The organism is Vibrio olivae, assembly GCF_042428525.1.
GTDB classification, from domain to species: Bacteria; Pseudomonadota; Gammaproteobacteria; order Enterobacterales; family Vibrionaceae; genus Vibrio; species Vibrio olivae.
In genome coordinates, this window is sequence record NZ_JBHMEP010000008.1 from 24,995 (window position 1) to 45,841 (window position 20,847).

General features: G+C 47.0%; 20 protein-coding genes. 8 read left to right on the forward strand and 12 right to left on the reverse strand.

What is annotated here, in order from left to right; translation table 11 throughout:
* The first annotated feature begins 28 nt into the window (after window positions 1-28).
* Entirely contained in the window at window positions 29-439 is a 411-nt protein-coding gene (locus ACFFUV_RS18340; protein WP_390195612.1) for a VF530 family protein, read from the forward strand.
* Window positions 440-563: 124 nt separating this feature from the next.
* Here the strand turns inward: ACFFUV_RS18340 and ACFFUV_RS18345 are convergent, their stop codons facing one another.
* On the reverse strand, window positions 564-1,208 hold the full coding sequence (locus ACFFUV_RS18345; RefSeq protein ID WP_390195615.1) for an OmpA family protein: 645 nt from the start codon (window positions 1,206-1,208) through the stop codon (window positions 564-566).
* A 211-nt stretch (window positions 1,209-1,419) separates the two neighbouring features.
* Between ACFFUV_RS18345 and ACFFUV_RS18350 the strand changes: the two genes are divergently transcribed.
* Together ACFFUV_RS18350 and bamJ are read left to right on the forward strand one after the other, a co-directional pair.
* Window positions 1,420-2,046: a thiol:disulfide interchange protein DsbA/DsbL gene (locus ACFFUV_RS18350; protein WP_390195619.1), complete on the forward strand. Its 627-nt coding sequence runs from the start codon at window positions 1,420-1,422 to the stop codon at window positions 2,044-2,046.
* 15 nt (window positions 2,047-2,061) lie between these two features.
* On the forward strand, window positions 2,062-2,535 hold the full coding sequence (gene bamJ / locus ACFFUV_RS18355; protein ID WP_390195621.1) for a BamJ family beta-barrel-assembly machinery protein: 474 nt from the start codon (window positions 2,062-2,064) through the stop codon (window positions 2,533-2,535).
* A 60-nt stretch (window positions 2,536-2,595) separates the two neighbouring features.
* On the opposite strand, the gene ACFFUV_RS18360 is transcribed toward bamJ, so the two are convergent.
* A complete protein-coding gene (locus ACFFUV_RS18360; protein ID WP_390195624.1) occupies window positions 2,596-3,204 on the reverse strand; it encodes a beta-phosphoglucomutase family hydrolase in 609 nt (202 codons plus the stop codon).
* Window positions 3,205-3,358: 154 nt separating this feature from the next.
* Between ACFFUV_RS18360 and ACFFUV_RS18365 the strand changes: the two genes are divergently transcribed.
* The gene (locus tag ACFFUV_RS18365; RefSeq protein ID WP_390195626.1) at window positions 3,359-5,125 is read left to right on the forward strand and encodes a methyl-accepting chemotaxis protein; all 1,767 of its coding nucleotides are present in this window, start codon (window positions 3,359-3,361) and stop codon (window positions 5,123-5,125) included.
* Window positions 5,126-5,151: 26 nt separating this feature from the next.
* Here ACFFUV_RS18365 and ACFFUV_RS18370 read toward each other — a convergent pair whose 3' ends face one another.
* The 8 genes from ACFFUV_RS18370 to ACFFUV_RS18405 all read right to left on the reverse strand — a co-directional run bounded on the left by ACFFUV_RS18370 (window position 5,152) and on the right by ACFFUV_RS18405 (window position 14,491).
* Entirely contained in the window at window positions 5,152-6,414 is a 1,263-nt protein-coding gene (locus ACFFUV_RS18370) for a hypothetical protein (RefSeq protein ID WP_390195629.1), read from the reverse strand.
* Entirely contained in the window at window positions 6,411-8,105 is a 1,695-nt protein-coding gene (locus ACFFUV_RS18375) for a VWA domain-containing protein (protein WP_390195632.1), read from the reverse strand. The genes ACFFUV_RS18370 and ACFFUV_RS18375 overlap by 4 nt, the downstream gene beginning before the upstream one ends.
* Complete coding sequence (locus tag ACFFUV_RS18380) at window positions 8,095-9,114, reverse strand: vWA domain-containing protein (RefSeq protein ID WP_390195636.1); 1,020 nt, start codon at window positions 9,112-9,114, stop codon at window positions 8,095-8,097. Before ACFFUV_RS18380 ends, ACFFUV_RS18375 begins: the two co-directional genes overlap by 11 nt.
* Entirely contained in the window at window positions 9,107-9,595 is a 489-nt protein-coding gene (locus ACFFUV_RS18385) for a DUF4381 domain-containing protein (protein WP_390195641.1), read from the reverse strand. The genes ACFFUV_RS18380 and ACFFUV_RS18385 overlap by 8 nt, the downstream gene beginning before the upstream one ends.
* A complete protein-coding gene (locus ACFFUV_RS18390; RefSeq protein WP_390195644.1) occupies window positions 9,595-10,554 on the reverse strand; it encodes a DUF58 domain-containing protein in 960 nt (319 codons plus the stop codon). Before ACFFUV_RS18390 ends, ACFFUV_RS18385 begins: the two co-directional genes overlap by 1 nt.
* Before the next feature lie 16 nt (window positions 10,555-10,570).
* The gene (locus tag ACFFUV_RS18395; protein WP_390196008.1) at window positions 10,571-11,560 is read right to left on the reverse strand and encodes an AAA family ATPase; all 990 of its coding nucleotides are present in this window, start codon (window positions 11,558-11,560) and stop codon (window positions 10,571-10,573) included.
* A 27-nt stretch (window positions 11,561-11,587) separates the two neighbouring features.
* Window positions 11,588-12,895 carry an anaerobic sulfatase maturase gene (locus ACFFUV_RS18400; RefSeq protein WP_390195647.1) on the reverse strand — a complete coding sequence of 436 codons (1,308 nt, stop codon included), beginning with the start codon at window positions 12,893-12,895 and terminating at the stop codon, window positions 11,588-11,590.
* 75 nt (window positions 12,896-12,970) lie between these two features.
* Window positions 12,971-14,491, reverse strand: coding sequence for an arylsulfatase (locus ACFFUV_RS18405; RefSeq protein ID WP_390195650.1), 1,521 nt, complete (start codon window positions 14,489-14,491; stop codon window positions 12,971-12,973).
* A gap of 142 nt (window positions 14,492-14,633) precedes the next feature.
* On the opposite strand from ACFFUV_RS18405, the gene ACFFUV_RS18410 reads away from it, so the two are divergent.
* Entirely contained in the window at window positions 14,634-15,470 is an 837-nt protein-coding gene (locus ACFFUV_RS18410) for a LysR family transcriptional regulator (RefSeq protein ID WP_390195653.1), read from the forward strand.
* Window positions 15,471-15,520: 50 nt separating this feature from the next.
* Here the strand turns inward: ACFFUV_RS18410 and ACFFUV_RS18415 are convergent, their stop codons facing one another.
* Window positions 15,521-16,354, reverse strand: coding sequence for a DUF5718 family protein (locus ACFFUV_RS18415; protein WP_390195656.1), 834 nt, complete (start codon window positions 16,352-16,354; stop codon window positions 15,521-15,523).
* A gap of 35 nt (window positions 16,355-16,389) precedes the next feature.
* The gene (locus tag ACFFUV_RS18420; protein ID WP_390195660.1) at window positions 16,390-17,043 is read right to left on the reverse strand and encodes a TetR family transcriptional regulator C-terminal domain-containing protein; all 654 of its coding nucleotides are present in this window, start codon (window positions 17,041-17,043) and stop codon (window positions 16,390-16,392) included.
* Window positions 17,044-17,262: 219 nt separating this feature from the next.
* Between ACFFUV_RS18420 and ACFFUV_RS18425 the strand changes: the two genes are divergently transcribed.
* Genes ACFFUV_RS18425 through ACFFUV_RS18435 form a run of 3 tightly spaced genes read left to right on the forward strand, consistent with a single transcriptional unit; the run spans window position 17,263 to window position 20,829 of the window.
* Window positions 17,263-18,795: an ABC transporter ATP-binding protein gene (locus tag ACFFUV_RS18425; protein ID WP_390195663.1), complete on the forward strand. Its 1,533-nt coding sequence runs from the start codon at window positions 17,263-17,265 to the stop codon at window positions 18,793-18,795.
* The gene (locus tag ACFFUV_RS18430; RefSeq protein ID WP_390195667.1) at window positions 18,788-19,900 is read left to right on the forward strand and encodes an ABC transporter permease; all 1,113 of its coding nucleotides are present in this window, start codon (window positions 18,788-18,790) and stop codon (window positions 19,898-19,900) included. Before ACFFUV_RS18425 ends, ACFFUV_RS18430 begins: the two co-directional genes overlap by 8 nt.
* Window positions 19,900-20,829, forward strand: a complete 930-nt coding sequence (locus ACFFUV_RS18435) for an ABC transporter permease (RefSeq protein WP_390195670.1) — start codon at window positions 19,900-19,902, stop codon at window positions 20,827-20,829. Before ACFFUV_RS18430 ends, ACFFUV_RS18435 begins: the two co-directional genes overlap by 1 nt.
* Window positions 20,830-20,847 lie beyond the last annotated feature (18 nt).

The following is a 20,847-nucleotide window of genomic DNA, read 5'->3' on the forward strand; positions in this document are numbered from 1 at the left end:
ACCTCGTTTAAAGACTTAGGAACACGTTATGATGACAGATGAAGAAAGAATCGAATTACAACAAAACAATCCGTTACATGGCCTTAAGTTGGAAACATTAGTCGAAGAGCTTGCTGATTTTTATGGTTGGGACATTCTCGATGCGGCGATGCGCTTTAACTGTTTTCACACCAACCCATCGGTTGCGAGCAGTGTTAAGTATTTGAAAAAAACCGACTGGGCACGAGAAAAATTGGAAAACTTCTATTTATACCGGTTTAAGCGTATGCCCCGAGCGTCAAGCGAAGAGTATGATTTACCTCCGCGTGCTCGTACTTTTCCACATGGTTTAAAGCCGAAAGAGCCGATGGAATTAACGGTCGACTCTATTTTGAAATCACAAGCTAAAGCGGCGGCAGCGCATAAAGAGCGATCATCTCGTCCGCGTCATCGACGCTAAGATCTTTACTCACCTTTCTAGAGAACAGAACGTAGGCTTGACCTACTAAGTCAGGGTGAGGCGTTCTTGTGATACAAAAAAGCCGACATTCGTCGGCCTTCCTGACTACGTCATATCAATCAGGTTAATTTGAAACGATAAACATCACCTCAACGCGGCGATTACAGGCTTTGCCGTTGCGAGTTTGATTACTGCATTCTGGGACATATTCACCAAAACCACGCGTGTAGATAGCTTCGCGCGTCACGGCGCTGCTTAACAGGGTGTTTTTCACGGCGTCAGCACGTCGTTCTGACAGTTTGTCGTTAAACATCGGTGTGCCCGTATTATCGGTATGACCATTAATTACGATATCAATACCTTGCTGAGTAGCAATATAACGCCCAACACGCTGCAACCAACGGGCAGAATCAGGGGATACCCTTGCAGATCCCGTATTAAAACGAATCATATCCTTTACCTTAACCATCACATGGTTACCCGGTAGGACTTCATAATCGATGCCGTTGCTCATCAAAAAACTTTCCAGCGAGTCATAGTTTTCTCGCTTCATTGAGGAACGAGAGGTAGACGCTGTCCGATTATTAGTTGCGGTGCCAACGTAAACCGCAGCAGGCTTCTCTTTCACGCCCCATTCAGGGTGCATTAAGGCGTATTCATCTTTGGGCGCAACGTCCAAAAGATTACGCTCACCAAGTAAATTGAGATCAGACGGTAGTGATACACACCCTGATAACATTAATACTAAGAAAAGACTGGCAAATCTCATGCTCTCACCGCAAATTAACTATGACAAACACTGTATCGGTCACCTTTAAGAGTTCTTTAGTAAAGATTAACGCCTTCTGCTGTTTTATATCGCAAATTTTTACGTCAGTCATGACACAAATATTCACAAAAGATTTGCAACTGGCTGTGTTCTCCTTTGAATTTTCAGTCGTTAGAATACGGGTTCTTTTTTAAATCAAGATATTATTCTCATGAACAAAACACGTCGCCTGCTATTACTGGTCGTCTCGGCTTCCACTCTGCTCTTTGGTTGCAATAATAACGATATACCTCAAGAAGGAGAGCAGTACCAAACATTGACAACGAACTTAGCCACCTTTCGTATTCAGCCCGTCACCGAGATCTTTTCACTGACATGCAGCCATTGTCGAAATATGGAAAGTGTGTTACCCGAGCTTGAATCCCTCACCGAGCAAAAAATAGGTAAAGTTCATGTCACGTTTAACCAAGGCGCTAAGAGCGCAGCGGCGATTTACTACAGCGCTGTCATGCAGCTCAATCATAAGCCCAATGACGAAATGATGAGCGAGCTCTTTGCCGCAGTGCAACTTGGCAACGACAAGTCCCAACAAGAAAAGCAAGCCGCGATAGCCAACGTATTCACGAACCACGGGCTGATTCCCCCCGCTCAATTAAGCCTTGCGCAGCAAAAAACCTTGATGAATTACGTCAAAACCGCTGAAAAAATCACACAGCAAGGTAATATTCAAGCAGTGCCAACCTTTATCGTTGCTGGCAAGTATCAAATTCTGACGGAGGGGCATGACAACGTGAAACAGTTAGCCCACACCATCAATTACTTACTCAATCCACAATAATTAACGGAACACACCATGTCTAAGATTATCTTCCCTATTGTTATCTTGGTGCTCGCAGGCTTTTTTATCTACCGCACTTGGTCAACAGGTAAAGCGTCCGAAGAAAACTTCGCTCAAGGACAAGCGTTTCTCACTGAAAATGCCGCGAAAGAAGGGGTCGTCACCACACCGAGTGGACTGCAGTACTTGGTGCTGGAAAAAGGCCAAGGCGACGTGCACCCAACCACCAAAAATCGCGTTAAAGTGCATTATCACGGAACCCTGCTGGATGGCACAGTATTCGACAGCTCCGTTGAGCGTGGTGAGCCAATCACCTTTGGCCTGGGTCAAGTGATCAAAGGCTGGCAAGAAGGCTTAACTCATATGGTGGTGGGTGATAAGTTTCGCCTGTTCATTCCAAGTAATCTTGCTTATGGCAAAAAAGGCACGGGACCAATTCCACCCGGTGCGACACTGATTTTCGATGTCGAATTACTTGAGATTCAATAAACAGCGCTTTATCGATGCCAAAAAAAGAGCCACTCCTTAGTGGCTCTTTTTGATCGAACATTACGCTTTAGCGTCAAGCGGATAAAACACCAACTGATTGTTTTCGACCAAAACACAATCCATGCCAGCAGCATGAGCCGCTTGCAAACCCAGCTTGGTATCTTCGAATACCAAACAGCGCTCTGGGCTTAAATGAATTTGTTCAGCCGCGAGTAAAAAGGTGTCGGGGTTGGGTTTATGATTTTCCACATCATTGGCCGTCACCACTGCATCCAGCTTTTTTAAAATCCCATGCGTTTTCAATAACGGCAGAGCGCTGACTTTCTGACTACCAGTACCAACGGCAATAGGCTTCTTCCCAACATAGCGTTCTAACACTTCATTGGTCACATTAATGCGTTCGCCAGTATCTTCTAGGCTGGCAAAGGTCTTCATTTTGAAATCCGCCACCGCTTGAGCATCAAGACTTAGGTGATGGATTTGATTTATTTCATCGACAATTTTTTTGCTCGGCATTCCACCACGGCTATGCAACCAAGTTTGATCGTATGGAAAATCAAAAGCTTGTGATGCCTTTTGCCATGAGGTCAAATGCGCTGGCATGGTATCAATTAAGGTCCCATCCATATCAAAAATCAAACCGTCGTAATTGTCATAATTAATTAACATAACTGTCATACCATTCAATCTAAAGTTTAGCCTTGACGTTAGTGGCTTTGTAATACGTGTAGATCTTTTGTCGGTGATTGAGGAATCGCTACTTACTGACTACGCTCACTTTATAACTATAAAAATAAACTGGTAACCAAAGTAGGTATAATGTATGAATATTAGAAACAAACTATATTCATTGGGCGCGGTCCCCATTTTAGGTTTCGCCGCCCTTCTATTCTCCACCAGCCATTTTTCAGGGACAAAAGACACCCTTAATGAAGCAAAATATGTTGTCGCGAAACTTGAAATTAGGCTCTTGAACCTACGTCGAAACGAAAAAGACTTTTTGCTACGTAAAGACACTAAATATCTTGGAACATTCAATGACAATACCAAGATATTCCTTGATTTGGAATCGCAACTTAGTGGCATGCTCAAAGACCAAGAACTGCTTTCCACGTCAAAACTGCGTGCAGACTTACTTAATTACCAAAAGAGCTTTCAAGCACTGGTTAACGGTTACACTGAACACGGGTTAAGCCAAGAGGAAAAATTGCTTGGTGAATATCGAAAACAACTTCGAGCGCTCGAACAATCGGCTAACGCAGAACAGTTAGTCGCCCTTGACCGATTTGATGACAGTATACAAACCGGAGTATTCAACGGTGATGCGCTAAACGGAATGTCGGCTGATGCACTAAAAAGCACCGCGCAAGCTTTGGTCAATAAGAAGGTCGAGATCGGTCTTGAATACAATCAAGGGCTACTGGGTAATACGCGAGAACTTTCTCACACAGTCGAAGAGCAGTTTAAAACCTTCTCTACCGTCCTTGATAACCACATTGAAGAAACCCAGCATCAACTCAATTTGTTTAAAAACATCGTGGTGGGTGTGATTGTCCTGATCATCATTGGTTTTATCTATCAGATTGCCCGCTCGATTAACCTGCAAGTATCTAACTTATTAACGATTATTCAGAGCATTGCCGACACCAACAATGTCAGTATGCGTAGCACTCTGAAAGGCAATGATGAGTTAACCTCTATTGGTCGTTACTTTAACCATTTACTAGATAAATTTGAGGACCTAATCCGCGGCACACAGCAAAAATCACGAGATCTATCTGGCAGCACACTAAGTATGCATAATGAACTGCAACAAGTTATTGAGCAGTTCAATGTTCAGTCCGACCACACTGCGACGATGGCAACATCGGTTCAGGAGATGGTACACACAATTGCTGAAATATCAGAAAGCACTTCGGTCGCGGTAGATGGCGTCCATCAGGCGTCGTCCAATGCGAAAGACGGCCGTAGCGTGGTAGAGACGACCCTAAGCAATATTGATCAGCTTTCAACGATTCTCACCAACAGTCAGCAGTCCATCACCAATCTGAACGATCATGTCGATAAAATTGGCGATGCCGTGAATATCATTCAAGATATTGCCGAACAAACCAATTTGTTGGCGCTCAATGCCGCCATCGAGGCTGCACGTGCAGGTGAGCAAGGTCGTGGGTTTGCGGTGGTTGCAGACGAAGTCCGCGCACTGGCAAGCCGTACCCATAAATCGACTGAAGACATCACCAAAGTGGTCACCGCAATTCAAAACCAAATGCAGACGGTGGTCTCTGACATTGATAAGTGTACTGACCAAGGGCGGCAAACACTCGATGCATCGCACCTTCTTGATTCAAGTTTGCAACAAATCATTGATGATATGGAAACCATTCAAGCCAACTCTGAACGTATCGCCTCAGCGATTGAGGAGCAAGGTATTGTGATGAATCAGGTCAGTGAGTCGATTACTGAATTGAATGAAATTTCAGTCAACAATATGCATTCAGCTCAGCAGGTATTAACCGAAGTAGATAGCGTTTCAATTCAAGCCAAACAGATGGATGAAACCGTCGCCGAGTTTAAAACCGATGCATAAGTCTCCTTGACATGTAAAACGGCGCTCTAGGCGCCGTTTTTTTTATCCTCAGTTTGTTCCAGCCCGAGCTGCCTATCCAAATTAAGCGGCTTAAGCCACTTAGTTATCGACCAATGCCGTGAACGGCGACTCACCTGATTCCACAGTCGAATAAATGTATGTTTAGATTCATTGGCACAAGGAAGCTTGGAAGCGGGCAAATGATCTTTTAACGCAGGTAATCCAGTCTCATGACGCAGCTTCCTGTAGACTAAAGTCCGCGCTAGTGGCCACTGCTGATGTTTTAGTGCGCGGCGAAATTGTACTCTCATTGGTAATGGTCGGTCACGATAAAACCGTGAGACCGCCCAAACGGCGATGACCAATGTGATGACGATACAAATCATCATCACTATCCAAATGCCATATAGGCTAAGCCATGAGCCCATAGTATGCTTCACGCGGTAGTGAGCGGCAGGCAATGTTACCTGCTCTAGTTTATTGATTTGCGTATTCCACCAAAGCACATGTTGCTCAGGAAACTGAACCTCTCCACCATGCTGCAAAACATACGTGACCTCTTCATGCCGCGATGACTGATAACTGCCTCGATTTTGGGTATCAATCAACGTAGGCGGTTTGGGGTAGCTTTGGTAACCAGCGGCAGACTGTGACGTGTTCGGCGCGCTGAGTACGGCAGGAATTAACACCGACAGTGTATCCACCGCATTGATGGTGACGCGACGAGTCACACTATCTCCAACATGCAATTCGTCATGGGATGGCGTCCAAGTTTCCTTTACTGTTACCTGTGGCGAGGCAAGCCAGGATTCTTCTTGGGTCAACTCACCACTCGGTAACTGAGCGCTAAAGCTGAGAGGTTGAGTATACAGTGTTTTCTCGATACTTTTTCCATCACTGCCTGATACCGTCACCGTCACCGCAATGGGCGGAATGACATAATCTCCCGACACTTGAGGATACAACGTCAGCTCCCAGTGTTGACGAGACCACGTTTGATCATCAATACGTTCAGTGTAATTGGTCGCCAACGTATTGCGCTGCTTACTCATTAAATTAGGAACATCAATGGCACTAATTTGAGTACCGCCTGTAAACCAGCGCGTCGTGCCGACATCAATGACTAAAATCACTTGTTGACGCACGCTGTAGCTTTGTTCGCTTTGCTGCTGACTTCCCAACCACGCTTTAACCGAAAGCTCTTCGGCAGCATGAGCACCGGGCATAGCGAGTAATATCCATAATAATACCCCAAGCACTACTCGACGCCGATTCCCTGTTTGAATCATTGTTGCCGCTCCTTCGTTGCGCTCGATGGTTGGTCCCGCAATTGTATTTGAAACTTAGCTTGCAAGAACTTCTTAGGATCAGCCTCAACACGTTTTAACCAAGTATCAGCCATCGCTTGATCATTAATGATTTGGTCAGCAGTGAGCTGAGCCTGCTGAATATTGTCAGCGCTGGTTTGCTCATCGGCACCCTCGCCCGTTTGTGGCTGATCTTCCTCAAGTTCGATGGACGTTTCTTGCTCTAACCCACCTTGCTGGTCTTTACTTTGCTGATTCACTTCATCAATAAGCCCTACAATGACCTTCAAATTATGTTCAACATTGCGTTTTAGCTCTCCCGTTACCTGAGGGTTGTTGTTCAGCGTTGTGAGCATTCGCCTTGCCGCAACATACTCTCGCTGATGCGCCAGCGCGCTGGCCGCATAATAGTCTCCAAGTAAAGAGTCCGTTTCAATAAAGGCCGATTGAGCCAAGTTAAATTCACGTGCGTAGTAATAGGCGATCCCGCGGAGCATTGGATCCTGGTAATGCTGGCCAGCCGCAAGGTACTCTTGCTGATTAAAAAGCCTTGCGCCTTGTTGGTCAGGCGTTAGCCACAGATCTAACCACCACTGCCATAGTTTATCGGTTTGCGACACGGGCTCTGCAGAAGGCTTGCTCTCTTGATTCACCGAGTGTACTGGCTGCGCTGAAACGAGAGGCGAAAAACCACTACCAAGGCACAATGTTGCAACTACACACCACTGCACCAACCAACCTTTTCGAAACCACAGCAGCATAATGATGGCAATAGGCATCAACAGGTAATAACCACTGTCTTTCCAAGGCATCGCCGATTCACCGTTCAATTGCATGTGGCGTTCAATCAAGTGATTGATGGTTTGAATATCCCCATCATCGGCGCTCACCGTAATCACTCGCCCATTGGTTACCGAAGCAAGCTGCTTCAGTGCGCTAATATCCAATGGCTGTTGCGTTGCACGCTCTGTATTCCCCATGGCAAAAATAAGTAATTGGTAGTCATGCTGAGTAAAGTACATTTTGAAACGGTCAATCATTTGCGGCGCGATACCATCGGTTATCATGACGACACTGCCACCGCTATCCTGCTCCATTAACGGCTCCAGCATCGGTAAAATGGTATCCGGGCGCTTACCTTGTACGGGCATAATAGTCGGGTCAACGGCAGTCAAAAATGGCAAGTAAACTTGCTTGTCCTTGGTTAGCGGCATGGCAATATGGGCGCTGCCAGCAAACACCACCAACCCGGTTCGTCCCCCGTCTCGAGCGGCGACCAAATCCGTCACTTTTTGTTTTGCTCGCTCAAGCCGACTTGGCGCAATATCGTTTTGCAGCATAGATTCACTGACATCCAGAGCAATAACCAGCGGCGCTTTATCTTCACCAAATGGCGACGCTTGCCTCTGCCAGCTCGGTCCTGCACAAACCAGCACCGCTAAAAAAATCAGTAATGCCAGCAATTTTAAAGGTAGTAGCTTACTCCATCCTTGCTCACCCACCGTTAATGCTTTGCGCAAATGCGCTGGTAAATTTTGGGTCAGCGCTGGTTTCGAGTCTTGCTGCCAACGAAAATAAAAAATGATGCCAAGCGGTAGCAAGGCAAGTAACCACCAAGGACGAAGAAAGTGGAACTGAGAGAAAAACACTTGCCAAGCATCGCTATCCAACATCGCTTTCTCCCTGCTCTAATTGACGGCGTTTCACCAAGGTTGCTAGAGCAAACGCAACCAAATGAATCACCACAACCAACATTAAAAAATAGTGATGTAGACTGACCTTGGTGCGGAACGTGGTACTTTGATATAACGTTGGCTCAAGTTGGTTAATGGCCTCATAAGCCGCTGACAACTCATCACGGTTGAGCGCCTGAAAGGCCTGACCTCCCGATTGTGACGCAATTTGCTTAATGGTTTGCATGTCTATCGCTTGCTCACCGACCGTCTGCGGATCGCCCATCGCTATCACATGAATACGCACTTGTTTGGCTTTGGCGACTTTGGCTGCATCAATAGGCGCTACAAAACTACCGTTATCGTTCCCATCTGTCAGCACTATCGCCACTTTCTGCTTCGCCACTTCATCGCGCTGCTCCTCGAAGACTTTAATGGCTAAACCAATGGCATCGCCAAGATGAGTGCTTTGCCCCGCCATGGCCACGTCGGTTTGCTCAAGTAAGGTTAGCCACGCGTTATGGTCAGCGGTGAATGGCGTTTGCACAAATGCGGCATCACCAAATAAAATCAGCCCAAGCCGATCGCCTTCACGTTGCTTCGCAAACTCGCTCAACACCTGCTTAGCAGCCGCCAAACGGCTAATCTCTTCGCCAGTTGGCGATTGAAAATCGGGCTCTGCCATTGATCCCGAGAGGTCAACAACAACCATTACATCACGCCCAAACTGCTCACGAACTTGCGGTGGCCCGAGTCTCTGAGGCTGAGTCAGCGCAATGACCACACAAACCCAAGCCAAATAGCGAAGTGATTTTTGCCAAGGTCGAGAATTTAACTGGTGAGCGCCTTTTGTCGGTTCTTCACCTAACGCTTTCGCCAACATTAAAAAGAACGGGACTTTAAGCGCAGGCTCGATGGTGCGATATGCTGGTGCTAGCCAATAAATAAGGAAAGGCAGTGGTAAGGCTAATAGCCACATAGGATGCGCCAGTTCAATGTTCTCAAACATGCTTCACCTCCTGGTGGTGACGAAGCCAATAGTCACTGCGGTTAAGCAATTGCTGCACTTCATCAACGCTGAGCACGTTTTTAGGGTTGACTAAACTTTCTAGCCACGCAGCCCCCAATGCGTCTTGATAGCAGCCAGCAGGTTGGTAATCGTCAAGACGCACAAGAAAGGCATGCCCATAAGTTGCCGCATTTTTATCACTTAAATGCGTGAGAACGATTTTGAGTAAACGATATAATCGGTCGCCAGCTTTAGGATCGTCAGCACGCAGCTGTTTCAAACTCGCCAATGCTTCACGCCGATAACGGTTGTGCCACCAACATCGTCCCCACATCCCGACCAGCACTACACCAACCAAAAGCATCACTGACATAATGTAGTACCAACCGAAGGTTTGTGGCCACCAAGAAACCGCGTCAGGAACCGGCACTTCCAACAAGTGTCGCAGCGTATAGTTGCTAGGTGCAAGATGCTCAGCCATCAAACTCGCCCTCCAATGGCATGGCGAAGCTGATTTAAATGCGAGCCAGAGGTATTGAGTTCAATATAGGGGAGACGTTTCACCACCATTAACTCCAAAAGCCACTCGCGCTTTTGTTCAAGCTGCTGAGTGAGTTCATCATTGGCTTTTTCAAATTGACTCTTCGCGCTGAGATTAAGTTGGTATTCCCCATCACCGAGCACCCAGCTTTGTGACCCTGCAAGCTCGGGTAAACGCGCTTCAAGTGGATCAGTGATCATCACACTCAATACGTCATTGTGCTGCTGGAGATGCTTGAGGTGGGTAAAAGTGTCTTCGCTGGCATCTAGCCAGTCACTAAGGATCACAATCGTCGATGACCGTAGATGCATTCGCGCCAAACGCTGAACCATCTGCGGTAAACTCTGTTGCGGTTGGCTTTGGCTCGATACACTCAATGCTTGATTGATCGTCGTCAGTTGCTGTAACCAATTGAGCAATTGATGTTGAGAACGTGTTGGCTTGAATGATGTTAAGTGCTCATCGCTCATCAGCAGCATACCAACCCGGTCTCTCTCTTTTAAAACCTGCCAGGCACACAGCGCCGCAGTTTCAGCAGCAACGACAGACTTCATCACCTCTACCGAGGAAAAAAACATATTACTGCGCTGATCAACACACAAAATAATATTGCGGTCTTTTTCTTCCGTATAACTTCGCACATGAGGTTTTCCAGTGCGCATAGTGACTTTCCAATCAAGGTTACGAATGTCGTCACCCAATTGATAATGCCGCAACTCCTCAAAGTTCAGTCCGCGCCCACGCAACGTGGATTGATGACGCCCTGAAAAGGCATTTTTTGCTTTCAAACTGGGCAGAAAAGAAAATTGCCCAGCGTAAGCCTGCAGTCGCACTAACTGTGAGTAGCTAACATGAATTCTAGGGTCGTCGCTTGACGTCTCAGTGGAAAATACAGCCATACACCCTCACTTGGGGTTAACCCACATTGACGTAGTCAAGTAACTCATTCACCACATCGCGGCGCGTGATTGCATCCGCCAACGCATCATAAGACAGCGTCAAACGATGGCCTATCACTAGCGGTAAAATAGTACGTACATCATCCGGAGTGACATGGTCGCGTCCGTCAATCCACGCATTAGCGCGTGCGCATTTATCCAGCGCAATAGAGGCACGAGGGCTTGCTCCCACTTCGATCCAGCGCGCAAGCTTTGCTTGCGGATACCGATCAGGATGTCGCGTCGCCATGACCAAACCAACAATGTAGCGTTCAACCAGATCCGACACATGGATATCGGTAATTTCTCGTCGTGCTCGAAGCACATAATTGGCATCAATGGTCTGCGAATGAAAACCGCCCCCCGCAACCGATTCGGTCGCCGGTCGCTCTTCAGAGCGAACCAAGCGAATAATATCAATCTCGGCTTCATCTTCCGGGTAATCGACATCCACCTTGACGATAAACCGGTCCATTTGCGCCTCTGGTAAAGGGTACGTCCCTTCTTGCTCAACCGGGTTTTGAGTCGCAAGCACCATAAAAAGCTCAGGCAACGAATGGGTCTCATCACCGACAGTAATGGTCCCTTCCCCCATAGCCTCTAAAAGTGCGGCCTGAACTTTGGCTGGCGCACGGTTAACTTCATCCGCCAAAACAATATTGTTAAATACCGGTCCAGGCTGAAAATGTAACTGAGGCTTACCATCAACATCTTGATAGACCTCGGTTCCCGTTACATCGGAAGGCAGCAAGTCGGGGGTAAATTGAATCCGCCCAAAGTCGACATTCAGCACCGAAGCCAATGTTTTAACGGAACGTGTTTTTGCCGTACCCGGTAAACCTTCAAGCAGCACATGTCCATTGGTAAGGAGCCCAATGGTTAGGGCCCGAACCACATGACTTTGACCAATCACTGATTGTTCAACTTGCTCAATGAGTTGATGTATCGCTTGCTGAGCTTCGTTCATTACTGCATTTGACTCCATGATTCGTCCTTATCTGCTTGTTGTCTTTTCCCGCTGCAGCAGCACTGAAAGCCCGGTAAGCATGGGTAAGCTGTAATCAAAAAAGGCTTTAATCCCCGGGCACAAATAGTTGAGCCCGAGTTCGCCATCAGGGGTACGAATTAAGCGGTTTTTGGGGCATTCTCCCCAACACAACTTTAAGTACGGGCATGATTTACAATACTTAGGTAAGGCGTCACGCTTGGCCATACCGAAAGCTTGTTGGCGTATTGAGAATGCCATTTCATTCAACGCTTTTTCTTTTACATTCGCGAGTTTGTATTCCGGATAGACATAATGATCGCAGCTAAATACATCGCCGTTATGTTCAATCGCCAACCCTTTGCCACAAAACTCAGCGGTGATACATAGCTGGGCAGGCTTACCCATAACTTGCGCCACAGCGGTCTCAAACAAGTTAACCAATACGCGGCCTAAATCGTTGTTGACCCATTCTTCAAACACCGCTTTGAGAAACTCGCCCCAATCATCGGCATCCACCGACCATTCGGTCACCACTGACATCGGGTGACCCGGTTTGGTTAATTCACTGCCCACCTTAGGAATCATATTGTCATTCCAAAACTGGGGGGCGGTGGTTTTGAAGTCGCTAGGTTCGACGCACGGATTAAATTGAATATAAGTTACGCCCAACTCTTTGGTTAAAAAGCGATACAATTCAAGCGGATGTTTGACGTTGTGTCGGTTAACTACGACCAAAGCATTAAACGGAACACCGTAATGTTTGAGTTTTTCGACGGCGTGCATGACGAGATGAAAAGTAGGCTTACCACTTCGAGTAACGCGATAGCGATTGTGCATATCTTCTGGCCCATCAATCGATAAGCCGACCAAAAAACTATGTTGGGCCAGAAACTCGCACCATTCATCATTCAACAGCAACCCATTGGTTTGCAGGTCATTTTCAATGCGTACACCTTGCGGTTGGTATTTTTTCTGCAGCTCAACGATTTTTCGGTAGTAGTCAATGCCAAGCAGTGTTGGCTCACCGCCTTGCCACGAAAAAACGATCTCTTCACCATCTTGACTCTCAATATAACTCTTGATGAAAGCTTCTAGAGTTTCATCATCCATTTTCGGCTGCTTGGGCTGATGCAGCAGATCTTCTTTATGTAAATAAAAGCAATATTGGCAGTCGATATTACATTTCGCACCGCCGGGTTTTGCCATAACATGAAAGCGTCGTTCATAAGCTGGCGAATCACCTACATCTTTATAAGCGGTTTTTAAAGGAACCAGATCCAATCTGGTTGAGTCACGCATCGTGTGTTGGCTCATTCAAGCTCCATATCTGCTAGAAAGGCGCTCTAAACAGAGCGCCGTGAATTGCGGTTTGATCTCGAAAATCAGTCATTACATTTTCGGAACAAACGAGCCTGCTTCCATACGTGGTGGGAACTCTTTGAAGGTTTCCATGATTTCCGCCACTTTGGCCGATGCTGGCCCCATTAAGAAAGAGTGCTCATACTGCCAGGTGTCGTAACCCATACCGGTGTCACCTCGTTCAAACGGATCCACACTCAAATCAAAGATTTTCGGTACACGTAAACGAGTGAATGGTTTTTGCCAGATCGCCAAACCAGTTTCATTCTCTTGAATCAAGAAGTGATACTTGAACTGGTTATAACGTAATGCCAGTAAATCACCATCATCACTCCAGAAAACAAATTCTTTACGAGGCGACTCTTGCGTTTCACCGGTGATGTAAGGCAGTTGGTTATAGCCATCCAAATGAACTTTGTATTGGTTACCGTTGACCGTTTCACCATTGAGCAAGTCTTGTTTTACCGTGGTGTCACCCGCCGCAGCCAGCAAGGTTGGCATCATATCTTCAAGTGATGCGATACCGTTTAAGGTTGTACCCGGCTTGATATGGCCCGGCCATTTGATCATCGCAGGAACGCGGAAGCCACCTTCCCAACCGGTATTTTTCTCACTCCTAAACGGCGTCATACCCGCGTCTGGCCACAAGTTGATCATTGGGCCGTTATCGGTGGTGTAGATAATGATCGTGTTATCATCGACGCCGAGATCTTTGATTTTTTGCAGTAATTGCCCAATTTGGTCATCATGCTGCTTCATGCCATCGGCATAGAAACCGGCGCCGGTTTTACCTGCATATTCACTGGGAACGTGAGTGAAATTGTGCATGCGAGTGGTATTGAACCAAGTAAAGAATGGTTTATCCGCTTTCACTTGTTTTTCAATAAACTGCTCTGCAGCATCAAGGAATTCACCATCCACCGTTTCCATACGTTTGCGAGTTAACGCCCCAGTATCTTCAATTTTGCCATCCGCATACGAGTGGATGACACCACGAGGACCGAATTTCTTCTTAAATTCAGGATCCTTCGGATAATCGACATTTTCCGGTTCTTCTTCTGCATTCAAGTGGTACAAGTTACCAAAGAACTCGTCAAAGCCATGATTGGTCGGTAGATGTTCATCACGGTCTCCAAGGTGGTTTTTACCAAACTGACCTGTCGCGTAACCCAGTGATTTCAACATAGTGGCAATGGTTGGATCTTTCTCGCTGATGCCCTCAGGCGCACCAGGCATACCCACTTTTGATAAGCCAGTACGCTTTGGCATTTGTCCCGTGATGAACGCACTGCGTCCAGCCGTTGAACTTTGCTGCGCATAGAAGTTAGTAAACTTCGCCCCTTCTTTGGCAATGCTATCGATGTTTGGTGTGGTGTAAGCCAACATCCCTTGGTTATATGTGCTTAGGTTCCAGTAGCCAATGTCGTCACCAAAGATCACTAAGATGTTTGGTTTATCGGCGGCGTGCGCCCCTAGAGAAGCCGCTCCCATTGCCAATGCACAAGCATTGAGCGCGAACTTACCGGCGCCGCGTTTTTTTATCTGATTCATACCCACCTCGTAGGATTATTCGCATTATTCCGTCAACGTTCGTGAATGAAACGCTGTGAGGTATAAGATAGAAATGGATCCGAGAAGGATAAATAGAGCCAAAGTTTGTTAATACATAAATACAATTTATGAGAGTGCCCCCATGGACCTGAATTTGGTCAACACGTTTCTTATCGTTGCTGAGTATCAATCCTATACTCAAGCCGCACAGCATCTAGGTTTAACCCAACCTGCAGTAAGTTCAGCAATTAAACGTTTAGAGGAACAAATAGGTAAGTCATTGTTCGTTAAGCAAGGACGAGGAATTGCACTAACTCCCTCCGCAGTCCAATTAATGGGACATTTTCGCCACGGCATAGAAACAATTGAGAATGCGATCGACAATATCGAACGTTTCTATGTGAGCAGTGCTGAGCCACTACTGCATAACATTCAATCAATTAATGATGTCACTGTGATTGAATCCCCCAGTGACAAATACCAACTGTTCGAGGACCTACGTCAACAACGCATCGATCTGGCTATCGACCCAATGCCAGTCAAAGATTTGAGCTTCATCAGTGAGCCTGTTTACCAAGAAGACTTAGTGGTAATTTGTCGAAATAACCATCCACGCATTCAAGGGAGTATCAGTAAGGTAGAGTTTTATTCTGAGACTCACTGCTTATGTTCGGCCAAATGGAATAACCTAACTGGTGTTGAACAACTGACTCGTGAGCCGCTTCAAGAACGAAAGGTGGATATGATCGTTAGCTCAAATGCCAACATGATGCTGCGGGTGAGTCAAAGTGAGAGTTTGGCCGTCATCTCCTCGCTACTGGCAAAAACTTGGGCTCAGGTACTCGGATTCCAAATATTACCGAGCCCTCTTGCGTTAGATCCTGTGCGTTATCAATTTATCTACCATCGCCGAAATCTCAACAATCCAAATCACCAGCGGCTGAGAGCCGAGTTAAAAGCGAAAATTACCGAACTATGATCGAAAAAAGCCCAGTAAATATACCGGGCTTTTTGATGGGTAAAAGATAACTAGCAGTGCTGATATAGCACAAGGGCGTGTTCACTCAATGCGTCTAAGTCTCCCTTTTCCACAGCCTGTTTTAGGGTTGTAAAATCGACCTGCTGCTCATCGTAGAGCAATGTACATAACTCATCACCAGAGCGTAACGCGTGAGACTCGCCTTGCTCGGTATAACGCGAAGCGCCTAAAGAGATGACGATTTCTTGGGGATACCCCGCTTGTTCAAGCAATGCCAAAATCGAATGCAACGCCCCCTCATCCGATTGGAAATTAATCGTTTCGACTAACCAATTGAGTAATGGCTGGTAGAAATAGCTGTAATCGGCCACCGAGGCATCTTTACAGCATAAATACCACTGCTGATTTTGACGGTGAAAACTGCAAAATCGATATTGAGACAGATCGCTATCAAAGCCGTTCACCAAAGGGATACTTTCTTTACCAATGCCTTTACTCGCCTCGCCCCAGTTCTTTTTCTCCGCCAGTTTACTGACTTTGGCATTTCGGTAAGTGGCATCGTTAAGCAGCATCATATGCGTCGGATCAATGGTACTCACCTGCCCATTTTGATAATCAATCTTGGCGATCACCGCAACTTCAGACTCCATCTGCACCTTGGCATCAGCTTGAGTTGGCAAACTCAAAGCGCGGCTAGAGTATGGGTTAACGGTTAAATAGGTCTCTGTCGCGCTTGGCACAAAAAAGGGGAATATCGCCTGAGGCTTTTCATCGTCCACGGCTTGGCTAAGGCCCTTGGCCTCACCCGTTTGATTCAAATGGCCAGCAAAGTTACCGGCTATACCAATGCCAAATAGTGGCGTTGTTTCGACATTTAATGTCAACGTCTCTCTCCTTGAGTTAGAGGTAAAAAGGGAGTTCACTGCCCATTTTTGGGTTCAATACCTAGCCCGCGTAACACCATCTCGACAAGAAACTCTTGAGCCTCTGTAAATTCGTGATCGCTCATCGCCTGGCCTTTAATCAGCTTAATTTCCGTATCAAAATCGGCATAAAACTGTGTCGCACCCCAGATTAAAAACAGTAAATGTAGCGGTTCAATCGGGCGAATCAAGCCCTTCTCAACCCAAGCACTGATCACAGACGCTTTGCCTGTTGTCCAGCGGACCACTGGGTTCTCTATCGCATCGCGAATAATGGGAGCACCTTGAATGATTTCCTGAGCAAAGATTTTCGATTCTTGCGGATGAGTGCGACTGTACTGCATTTTTCCAACAATGTAGTTGCGTAGCACCACTTCAGGTTCAAGCTCCGCAGCTTGCTCAGAAAAGCCATCATTCCACATCGTCAGGATATCTTGCAACAGTGCCTTATACAGCCCCGACTTGGATTTGAAATAGTATAAAATGTTCGACTTCGGGAGACTGACACGATCCGCTATCGCTTGAACAGAAGTGCCTTTATAACCATTTTTCACAAACTCATCTGCCGCAGCCTGCAAAATTGCAGCCTCATTACGACGACGAATTTCCCCTCCTGCAGAGGCATTATTTGAAGCCAGAGCGATATCCAATTGAACTCCTTATTTAGTCGACATTTGGTTAGTAGTAATCCTTAGTTGTACTGCGCTTGTCAAGTGCATTGTTATGCACCAAAAGCGAACATCCGCACCATAAAGAATCATTCTCAAATTCGAAAATGGTCATCATCACCGGAAAACCATGAAGTTGAACATTTGGTCAAGTTTTTGCATTAGTTATGCCAAAAAATAAAAGAAAGGAATCTGCTCAACATGGACAAACCACTGCTCGAACTGTGGAACCTCAGTAAAGTGTTCCCGGGCGTCGTGGCTAACGACAAGGTGAACTTGCATATTCATGCGGGTGAGATCCTCGCGTTGCTCGGCGAAAATGGTGCCGGAAAATCCACTTTAGTTAAGATGATCTACGGTGTAAATCAGCCTAGCGAAGGGGCGATTTTATGGCAAGACCGCGAAGTCACTATCTCCTCACCCAATCAAGCCCGTGCGATGGGAATCGGTATGGTGTTTCAACACTTTTCCGTCTTTGAAACCCTAACCGTCCAAGAGAACATCGAGCTGGGTCTCGATAAAGAGTGCTTAGATAACATTGACGATCTCAAACAGACCATTATTGAAAAAAGTCAGCAATATGGTCTGCACGTAGAACCGGATCGCTATGTACACAGCTTGAGTATCGGAGAACGTCAGCGCTTGGAAATCCTGCGCTGCCTAATACAGGACGTAAAACTGTTGATTCTCGATGAACCAACATCGGTACTGGCTCCGCAAGAGATTGAAGGTTTATTTGCCATTCTCAATCAACTTTCCCAAGAAGGTTGTGCGATATTGTTCATCAGCCATAAGCTTAAAGAAGTCACTAGTTTATGCCACCGAGCGGTGATATTGCGCGGTGGCAAAGTTAGCGGTCAATGTGACCCTAAACAAGAAACGCCAACCTCTATCGCTCGTTTAATGGTAGGGGAAGATACGGTTCTTTCCGAAACCTATCCCAAAGCCAGTGGCGAAGAGCTAGTGCTGCAAACACTAGACCTCAACTTAGCGCCCTCCCACCCCTTTGGCTGCGGCTTAAAGCAAGTTTACATGAACCTCAACGGCGGCGAAATCTTTGGTCTTGCAGGTGTGGCGGGTAATGGTCAAGAAGATCTTCTCGCCGCATTAAGTGGCGAAGATACACGCAGCGCAGCAGATTCAATCCAGTGGCAAGGAACCGCTATCGGTCACCTCGATGCAGGTAAGCGACGCGCATTGGGTTTGGCTTATGTCCCCGCGAATCGTCTCGGACAAGGCGCGGTGCCGGATATGACATTAGAGGAAAACACCCTTCTCACTCACGCCAAAAGCCTCACGCGTAAGGGCTTTATTCAATTTGCGAAATTGGGTGAACTGGCAAGCTCATTAATCCAAAACCACGATGTGAAGTGTCGCAATGGTCGCTCGCAAGCGAAAAGTTTGTCCGGAGGAAATCTACAGAAATTCATAATGGGGCGAGAAACCAAACATCATCCCAAATTGTTGATTTGTGCTCACCCGACTTGGGGAGTGGATATTGGGGCAGCCAGTGCCATCCATCGCCAATTGATCGCGTTGCGTGATGCGGGCTCAGCCATTTTAGTCGTCTCTGAAGATATTGATGAACTGATGATGATTTGTGACCAAATTGCAGTGATTTATGAAGGCCATGTCTCTCCGGCCGTCAAAACCCAAGACATGACGATAGAACGCATCGGACACTGGATTACTGGTGGCTTTTTGACTCACAACAAGGAGGCGGTCAATGCTTAGTGTTCAGCCTCGCTTAGAAAACTCGCAACTGATGTCATGGTTATCGCCGTTTATTGCGGTAATTTTGACCCTTTTGGTCTCGAGCCTTCTGTTCTCATGGCTTGATGTTGACCCCGTTGAAGCCTTTAACGTCTTTATCATCCAGCCTTTTGCTGACAGCTACAACTTTGGCGAATTGCTGGTTAAATCCACGCCCCTCATGCTGTGTGCTATTGGTCTAGCGCTGTGTTACAGAGCCAACATTTGGAATATTGGTGCAGAGGGACAACTTCTGGTTGGTGCTGTCGCTAGCGGCGCTGTCGCTATCCATGCGACAGAAACCTCAAGCGCTTGGTGGCTCGTACTGGCACTCAGCGCTGGCGTTCTTGCGGGTATGGTTTGGGCAAGTATTCCAACTTGGCTCAATCGCCGCTTTCACACCAATATTATCTTAACCACCATCATGCTCAACTACATTGGTTTCTATGTATTAATGTGGGGCGTTCATGGTCCGCTTGCGGATCCTCAAGGGTTTGGTTTTCCAGAATCGGTGATGTTTGCCGACCCAGTATTGCTGCCGACACTGTTTGACTCCGGCCGCGCCTCTATCTCGATTGTAATTGCGGTAATCATCGCCATCGTTGCCGGCGTCATGCTTTACAAAACCTTGCCTGGCTTCAAATTGCGTGTATTAGGCTCCGAGCGAGCCGCCGCGAAATACGCCGGTTTCTCAGAAAACAAATTGGTATGGGGAGTCATGCTCGGGGCTGGCGCATTGGCTGGTTTTGCTGGTGCGGCTGAGGTTACGGGCCCCATAGGGCAGCTTATTCCTTCGGTTTCTCCTGGCTATGGGTACGCGGCCATCATTGTTGCTTATTTGGGTCGCTTAAATCCCATTGGGGTGATTGTCGCTGCGTTATTTATGGGCGCGCTTTATATGGGCAGCGATTTAGCCCAGATCGAGCTCGGGCTACCGACCGCCGTGACGGGGCTTTTCCAAGGGACTTTGCTGTTTTTCCTTTTGGCTTGCGATTTCTTTATCGCTTATCGCATCGTGCCGCATAGCGCTAAAGGACTTAGCTCATCAACTAAATCAACCATTCGCGAAGAAAAAGGAGCAGCATAATGGACGCGGTATTGATTCAATCTTTATGCATTGCTGCACTCAAAACCGGAACGCCATTACTGCTGATCGCGCTCGGTGAATTGATGTGTGAAAAATCCGGAGTCTTGAACCTTGGGCAAGAAGGCATGATGCTGATGGGCGCCATGGCCGGGTTTGCCGGGGCATTTTACAGTGGCAGCCTGATGCTTGGTCTCATGCTGGCTATGATTGCTGGTATCGCAATGGCAATGCTGTTTGGCTTGTTAACCCTGTCGCTCAGCACCAACCAAGTGGCAACGGGGCTCGCCCTGACAATCTTTGGGACAGGGCTAAGTGCCTTTTTAGGAGGTGGGCTGGTCGGCTCAACGATTGATGGCTTCAAACCCATTGCAATTCCGCTACTGAGCGACATTCCGTTTATCGGCCCGATACTATTTAATCAAGATATCATGGTCTATCTGAGCTTTGTGATTGTCGCCATCGCTTGGTGGGTACTGCACAAGACTCGTGCAGGTTTGGTTATTCGCGCGGTTGGTGAGAACCCTCATTCGGCCAATGCTCTGGGTATCAAAGTGATCGCCGTTCGTTACCTAGTTACCTTGTTTGGTGGTGCGATGGCAGGCCTTGCGGGTGCTTATATGTCACTGGCTTATACCCCGATGTGGATGGAAAACATGACCGCAGGCCGAGGCTGGATTGCGCTCGCCCTCGTGGTATTTGCCTCTTGGCGAATTGGATACTTGATGCTCGGTGCTTACCTGTTTGGCTTTACGTCCATCATGCATTTAATGATGCAAGGTATCGGTGTTGATATTTCATCAAACCTACTGGCCATGACCCCATATTTGGCAACAATCGTCGTGATGGTGATCCTGAGCTCGAATGAAATGCGCCAAAAACTGGCAACGCCAATGAGCCTTGGCAAGCCCTTCGATCCGAAGCGCCAATAACTCAATCAACAACCTATT

What these genes read in the sequence shown, in the direction of transcription:
- ACFFUV_RS18340 (WP_390195612.1), top strand. Translation starts at nt 29, where the DNA reads ATGATGACAGATGAAGAAAGAATCGAATTACAACAAAACAATCCGTTA.
- ACFFUV_RS18345 (WP_390195615.1), bottom strand. Translation starts at nt 1,208, where the DNA reads ATGAGATTTGCCAGTCTTTTCTTAGTATTAATGTTATCAGGGTGTGTA.
- ACFFUV_RS18350 (WP_390195619.1), top strand. Translation starts at nt 1,420, where the DNA reads ATGAACAAAACACGTCGCCTGCTATTACTGGTCGTCTCGGCTTCCACT.
- bamJ (WP_390195621.1), top strand. Translation starts at nt 2,062, where the DNA reads ATGTCTAAGATTATCTTCCCTATTGTTATCTTGGTGCTCGCAGGCTTT.
- ACFFUV_RS18360 (WP_390195624.1), bottom strand. Translation starts at nt 3,204, where the DNA reads ATGTTAATTAATTATGACAATTACGACGGTTTGATTTTTGATATGGAT.
- ACFFUV_RS18365 (WP_390195626.1), top strand. Translation starts at nt 3,359, where the DNA reads ATGAATATTAGAAACAAACTATATTCATTGGGCGCGGTCCCCATTTTA.
- ACFFUV_RS18370 (WP_390195629.1), bottom strand. Translation starts at nt 6,414, where the DNA reads ATGATTCAAACAGGGAATCGGCGTCGAGTAGTGCTTGGGGTATTATTA.
- ACFFUV_RS18375 (WP_390195632.1), bottom strand. Translation starts at nt 8,105, where the DNA reads ATGTTGGATAGCGATGCTTGGCAAGTGTTTTTCTCTCAGTTCCACTTT.
- ACFFUV_RS18380 (WP_390195636.1), bottom strand. Translation starts at nt 9,114, where the DNA reads ATGTTTGAGAACATTGAACTGGCGCATCCTATGTGGCTATTAGCCTTA.
- ACFFUV_RS18385 (WP_390195641.1), bottom strand. Translation starts at nt 9,595, where the DNA reads ATGGCTGAGCATCTTGCACCTAGCAACTATACGCTGCGACACTTGTTG.
- ACFFUV_RS18390 (WP_390195644.1), bottom strand. Translation starts at nt 10,554, where the DNA reads ATGGCTGTATTTTCCACTGAGACGTCAAGCGACGACCCTAGAATTCAT.
- ACFFUV_RS18395 (WP_390196008.1), bottom strand. Translation starts at nt 11,560, where the DNA reads ATGAACGAAGCTCAGCAAGCGATACATCAACTCATTGAGCAAGTTGAA.
- ACFFUV_RS18400 (WP_390195647.1), bottom strand. Translation starts at nt 12,895, where the DNA reads ATGAGCCAACACACGATGCGTGACTCAACCAGATTGGATCTGGTTCCT.
- ACFFUV_RS18405 (WP_390195650.1), bottom strand. Translation starts at nt 14,491, where the DNA reads ATGAATCAGATAAAAAAACGCGGCGCCGGTAAGTTCGCGCTCAATGCT.
- ACFFUV_RS18410 (WP_390195653.1), top strand. Translation starts at nt 14,634, where the DNA reads ATGGACCTGAATTTGGTCAACACGTTTCTTATCGTTGCTGAGTATCAA.
- ACFFUV_RS18425 (WP_390195663.1), top strand. Translation starts at nt 17,263, where the DNA reads ATGGACAAACCACTGCTCGAACTGTGGAACCTCAGTAAAGTGTTCCCG.
- ACFFUV_RS18430 (WP_390195667.1), top strand. Translation starts at nt 18,788, where the DNA reads ATGCTTAGTGTTCAGCCTCGCTTAGAAAACTCGCAACTGATGTCATGG.
- ACFFUV_RS18435 (WP_390195670.1), top strand. Translation starts at nt 19,900, where the DNA reads ATGGACGCGGTATTGATTCAATCTTTATGCATTGCTGCACTCAAAACC.